Annotated in this window: 2 protein-coding genes and 4 pseudogenes; 2 read left to right on the forward strand and 4 right to left on the reverse strand. The window is 56.3% G+C overall.

The genetic code is table 11. The features are described from left to right. Positions 1–71: 71 nt before the first annotated feature. Positions 72–188: pseudogene (locus tag AC13QO_RS29690) on the forward strand (YjhX family toxin); the annotation flags it as partial. 458 nt (positions 189–646) lie between these two features. Here the strand turns inward: AC13QO_RS29690 and AC13QO_RS29695 are convergent. After that, positions 647–1,096 carry a hypothetical protein gene (locus AC13QO_RS29695; RefSeq protein WP_488542739.1) on the reverse strand — a complete coding sequence of 150 codons (450 nt, stop codon included), beginning with the start codon at positions 1,094–1,096 and terminating at the stop codon, positions 647–649. Positions 1,097–1,145: 49 nt separating this feature from the next. Here AC13QO_RS29695 and AC13QO_RS29700 point away from each other — a divergent pair, with 49 nt between their 5' ends. After that, positions 1,146–1,583 carry an RHS repeat-associated core domain-containing protein gene (locus tag AC13QO_RS29700; RefSeq protein WP_488542740.1) on the forward strand — a complete coding sequence of 146 codons (438 nt, stop codon included), beginning with the start codon at positions 1,146–1,148 and terminating at the stop codon, positions 1,581–1,583. A 557-nt stretch (positions 1,584–2,140) separates the two neighbouring features. Here the strand turns inward: AC13QO_RS29700 and AC13QO_RS29705 are convergent. The 3 pseudogenes from AC13QO_RS29705 to AC13QO_RS29715 form a co-directional block, all read right to left on the reverse strand. Further along, positions 2,141–2,635, reverse strand: a pseudogene (locus AC13QO_RS29705) (IS630 family transposase); the annotation flags it as partial. Positions 2,636–2,715: 80 nt separating this feature from the next. Further along, positions 2,716–3,974, reverse strand: a pseudogene (ltrA, locus tag AC13QO_RS29710) (group II intron reverse transcriptase/maturase). A gap of 528 nt (positions 3,975–4,502) precedes the next feature. Further along, positions 4,503–4,970 (reverse strand): annotated as a pseudogene (locus tag AC13QO_RS29715) (IS630 transposase-related protein); the annotation flags it as partial. Positions 4,971–5,015: the final 45 nt, after the last annotated feature.

The following is a 5,015-nucleotide window of genomic DNA, read 5'->3' on the forward strand; positions in this document are numbered from 1 at the left end:
GGCCAAAACGTTAAGCCGCCAACTCCAACCCTACGCCTCAACCCAAGCCGAAAAATGCGTTCGCCGGACGCTTACATCTCTTCAGGAGATTGAAACGGCTGAAGGCGATCAGGTCTTCAGGCGGCCAGCCCTACCGGATCACCGAACGAGGGCTGAGGCTGGTCAGGTCGCAGTTGGACAATAGATAGGTCGGGCAACCAACCCTGGTCGCGCCTTAAACCGGCGCGGCCGGGGCTCAGCTTCAAAATGGATTATTTCACGGGGCAACGGATATCAAACCCCGGCAGACTTCGCCGGAACCGGCTCCAACGCTGCAATGAAACTTCGCGTTTCCGCCGGTTGCTCATACCGCGCCTCTTCGCCTTCAAAACCGTCGGGCTCTAACCGCAGCTGGATGAAAGTTCAATGGCAGGTCACAGGAAGAACTTGTCCTGCTCGGTGCTGCCTCATGTGACGACGATCTTGGCGTCGGGATGCGCATAGAGGGTGTAGATGTCTGTGCCGGGCGTCGAGCGGTCGATCTCGACATTGGCGTCGGGATAGAGAGCGTCGTGCCGAAGCCCAGCTCTTCTTCACCCGGGCGCCGTCCGGGCCATAGGCGAAGCTCACCGTGGCGCCGTTCTGGGTGACGCTCGCCAGCGAGCTACTAGCGCTCGCTCCAATCCAACGGAGATACTGTCAAACCTTCTTCACTGAGAATATTTCGGGGCGCTTGATTATGGATCACAAGCTCGTCCCCGCTATTCATAACAAACAGCTCCGATTGTGAGCTCTGAAACACGATACCTTCGATAGCATATTGGCCTTTGATAACCCCTAGGAAGTCAATGTCTTGGCCGGAGATATTTTCCCAACCACCCCTTCTTGTTGCGTTAACTAGCCTTTCCTGGCCAAATTCGCCCATGTCTCTCTCAGCCATAGCGACCTTGCCGTGAGCGATTTGCAATGATTCTCCATCGGCTCCGCAACGAAGGGTGAAGGATATTCCAGAACTTAGTTCCAGATAGATCGCTTGAGGATTGTGCATATTCCATTTCCCTTCCAAAACGTGAACCAGGTAAACCACCTCATTCACACGTCCGAACCTTGCTGTCATTCGCTCAATCCCGTCAAAGCACGTCTCACACTCGGATTATTACGCCTCGGTGCGGCAGGTGACCAACGAAAGCGGCTACCGTATCGAACAGACCGGCTATGCCGCCTATGGCGAAGCCACCAACACCAGCTTCCAGACCAAGAAGGGCTATATCGGCGAACGCTTCGATCCCGAAACCGGCCTGATGTATCTCAATGCCAGATACTACGATCCGGCCTTCGGCCGGTTCATCTCCCCGGATAATTGGGATCCGATACCAAGGAGAGCGTCGGGACGAACCGATACAGCTACTCCGAAAACGATCCCGGCAATAAGTCTGATCCCAATGGGCATGCGCTGGGCTCAAGTATATTCACGATTAGACTGCGCGATACCATTAATCACGTTGATGTCGCGCCTAGATCCCGGAACACGTTATCCAAATACTCGCGAACTTCAACGGAGCGATCTAGGCCGGATCTTATGTTTACATTCTCGTACGGCCTAAGAGCAGCACGTATTACACCTGGGCTTGTGCCGCCGATGCTTGAAGCGAGATAGGAATATTCCGCAGCCCTTGCCGCGCCATTACACCAGTCCCACGCCATCCACCTGTAATCACTTATCAGAAGATCGCAAAGTTTGTCCTTCGAGATCAAAAACCCTCCCAGCTCTCGGTCGAAGCGGTGAATGTCGGCTTGAGCCTTCTCAAGCACTAACTCAAAATTCCCGCCATAGTCACTCAACCGCAGCGATGACCGTTCTCCCCATGAGTAGTATTGCCCCAATCGGCACCGCTCATTGAATCGGCCTTCCACCCTACTGTTTCTCCCGCCGTAGAGTTTCAAGTACTTTTCTGCAAAACTAAACGCGCCAATGTTCCGCAGCCCAAAGTCACATGCGAAGTTGGTTACGGGTCTGCCAAATAAATTCCACTCAACAAAACTCTCTGTCTCGCCATCATTGCTACGGCAATATAAAAATTTTGATACTTTCATGAACCCTATCTGCGCCATTTTTTCGTCTATCGCAGATGTGATTTCTTTTAGAAACATTTAGAGCGTTTCACGTTTTGACGGAAGCGTAGCCTGCGTTTGAGAAGTAGTTGGCGCATTCGTCGGGCTTGATGGTGTCGGCGAGGTGGCCCAGATGGCTACAGGTGTCCTCGACGGTTCGCTTTTGGGCCTGGCGCATCCAGTGCTTGATCTTGGCGAAGGCCTGCTCGATCGGATTAAGGTCGGGAGAATATTTCGGCAGAAACCACAGTCTAGCGCCAGCCGCCCTGATGGCGTGGCGGACGGCCTTGGCTTTGTGGGAGCCGAGATTGTCGAGGATAACAATGTCGCCGGGTTTGAGGGTTGGGATCAACTGCTGGCGGACATAAGCGTCGAAGCACTCGCCATTGATGGGACCGTCGAAGACGCAGGGCGCAGTGAGCCGATCGCAGCGCAAGGCGCCGAGGAAAGTGAGCGTGCGCCAGCGGCCATGCGGAGCAAAGCCGCGCAGTCTCTTGCCCCTCGGGCCCCAGCCGCGCAACGGCGCCATGTTAGTGCGGATCCAAGGGTGAGTAGGCCGGAGGGATTTCACCTGCCGGCCTCTCGCAGAACGGTGCGTGAACCTCTCGATTCACACCGCTCCCATCAGGTAAACGTGTTCGTTCCGAACGCCTGCCAGTGTACGAAGAGGTCCCGCCTGTCTCGGGCAAGTTGCCGCAGGAACTGCGACGCCCGAGTCTTGTGGAACCGAAAGCGCTTGTACTTTCGCATGATCCAGGCCTTGAGCTTCCGATTGACGTAGTCAGCCAGAGAGAACAGAGCCGAACGACTGAACCGCCCATAATAGGCAATCCATCCCCGGAGGAGCGGATTGATCTGTTTGGCGATTTCAGCCAGCGTCCCCGGCGTTTGCCGCGGAATGTTCAAGCTTTTGATCGTGGTCCGCATCGACTTGAGCGCCGTTGGACTGGCCGCTGGGGTATAGCCACAGAAGAACTCATTCCGCTGTGACGTCGCCACCTGTCGCGGCCGGAACTGGTATCCAAGGAAGTCAAATTTGACAGCCGGATACATCGCTCGGCGCCGATTATCCTTGCAGTAGACGATCTGGGTCTTGGTCGGATGCATCTCAAGTCCAAATGCTGCCAGCCGGGCTTGAAGCTGGGCCTTGAGCGCCTCTGCTTCTTGCTCTGTTCGGCAGTGCACCAGACCATCGTCCGCATACCGACACCATGGAAGATCCGGATGTGTCCGGGTCATCCAGACGTCGAACGCGTAATGCAGGAAGAGATTCGACAAGATCGGGCTAACCACGCCCCCTTGCGGGGTACCGCGCGTTCGCTCAATGACTTCTCCCTTCTTTTCCATAGGCGCGGCCAGCCATCTTTCGATGTAGAGCAGAGCCCAGTTGCATTTGACGTGCTTTCTGACCGCCTTCAGCAAGAGATCATGCGGAAGATTGTCAAACAGCCCTTTGATGTCGAATTCCAGAACCCAATCGTACTTCAGCACCGCTGACGCGTCACCCCAACGGCATCAAGAGCCGATTTTCCCGGCCTGTACCCGTAGGAGTCCGGAAGAAAGAGGGAATCCAAATCCGGCTCAATCATCTGCTTGACCACCGTCTGCACGATCCGATCGCTGACCGTCGGCACACCCAAAACCCTTTCCCCTCCAGTCTTCTTCGGAATGGAGACGGCGCGCACCGGCGGCGGAAAGTAAGTCCCCGAAGACATCCGATTCCAGATCTTGTACAGGTTTCCAGCAAGGTCTTTCTCGAACATCTCCAAGGTCTCACCGTCCACCCCGGCTGCGCCACGGTTGGTTTTGACCGCTTTGTAAGCCTCGTACACTCGCCGTTTCTCAATTCGAAACGGCTTGTCTGTCGTACCTATCGAAGTCATCCTGTTTCCAGTTGTTCCAAGCAATACGACCACCTGATCCGATCCCTTTGCTTCGGCCCCATTACAGAGCCCTCAACGCTCATACGGATCGGTCCGCCCCAGGCTCCTGCATCGGTACTCTCGCCTTGCGGTTTCTCCGCTTGGGCTTCTCCCTTGGCATCAGGAGCCTGGTTCCTGCAGTTCCGCGTAAAAGCCTGTATCCGACTCACGCCCCCTCTACGCCGGTCGCCGCCCACCCAGTCATCAGGCACCCGGCGGACTTGTCCCAGGATGACGAAACAGTCCTGGTTTCGACGACGCTTAAATTCATAACGGCGCGTCTTCGGAGGGTTCACTTTCGTTCGTCTTTCGGACACGTACCTGCTCGGATCTCGTCCGAACTTTTCATCCGACGCTCACCACCACGGCTCTTTACCGCAGCAGCTCGGACTGGTTTGAGACCCGCTCCTGAAAGCCGATCTCGGGGGGCCGTCCCCCATCATTTACGCAGCTTTACGCCACGGTCTCAGTTCATATTGAACTCCTTCCGCTGCTCTGCAGCACACTCTCATCGAGAAAGACCAGCCGCTTCGGATCAAAGCGGCCTTGCCAGGCCTTCCAGCGGGCTCTGCGCCGGGCAATGTCGGCGCGGCCCTGCTCAAGGGCGAACAGCGTTTTTTTAAAGCTCAGGCCCTCGCGGCGCATGAACTGCCAGATGGCATTGTGGGAGACGCTCACGCCGCGGGCGGCCAACTCATCCTTCAGCCGATGCAGCGTCAGGTGGGATGTTTGCTCGATCTGCTCGACGATGAAGGCACGATGCGGCTCCAGCACCCGCCGACGATGGCCGCCCATCTTGCCCGGCGAGACGCTGCCGGTTGCCCGATGGCGTTGCGACCACTTCACCACAGAGGAAACGGCAATGTCGAACCGCTCCGCCACCACCCGGCAACTCTGACCGGCCGAAACTGCCGCAACAACACGCTCACGAAGATCATTCGAATAAGGTCGCGTCATCGATGCTGGCCTCCATTCCAGCATCCAGGATGAATCACAATTCTG

The organism is Rhizobium sp. CNPSo 3670, from assembly GCF_057784555.1.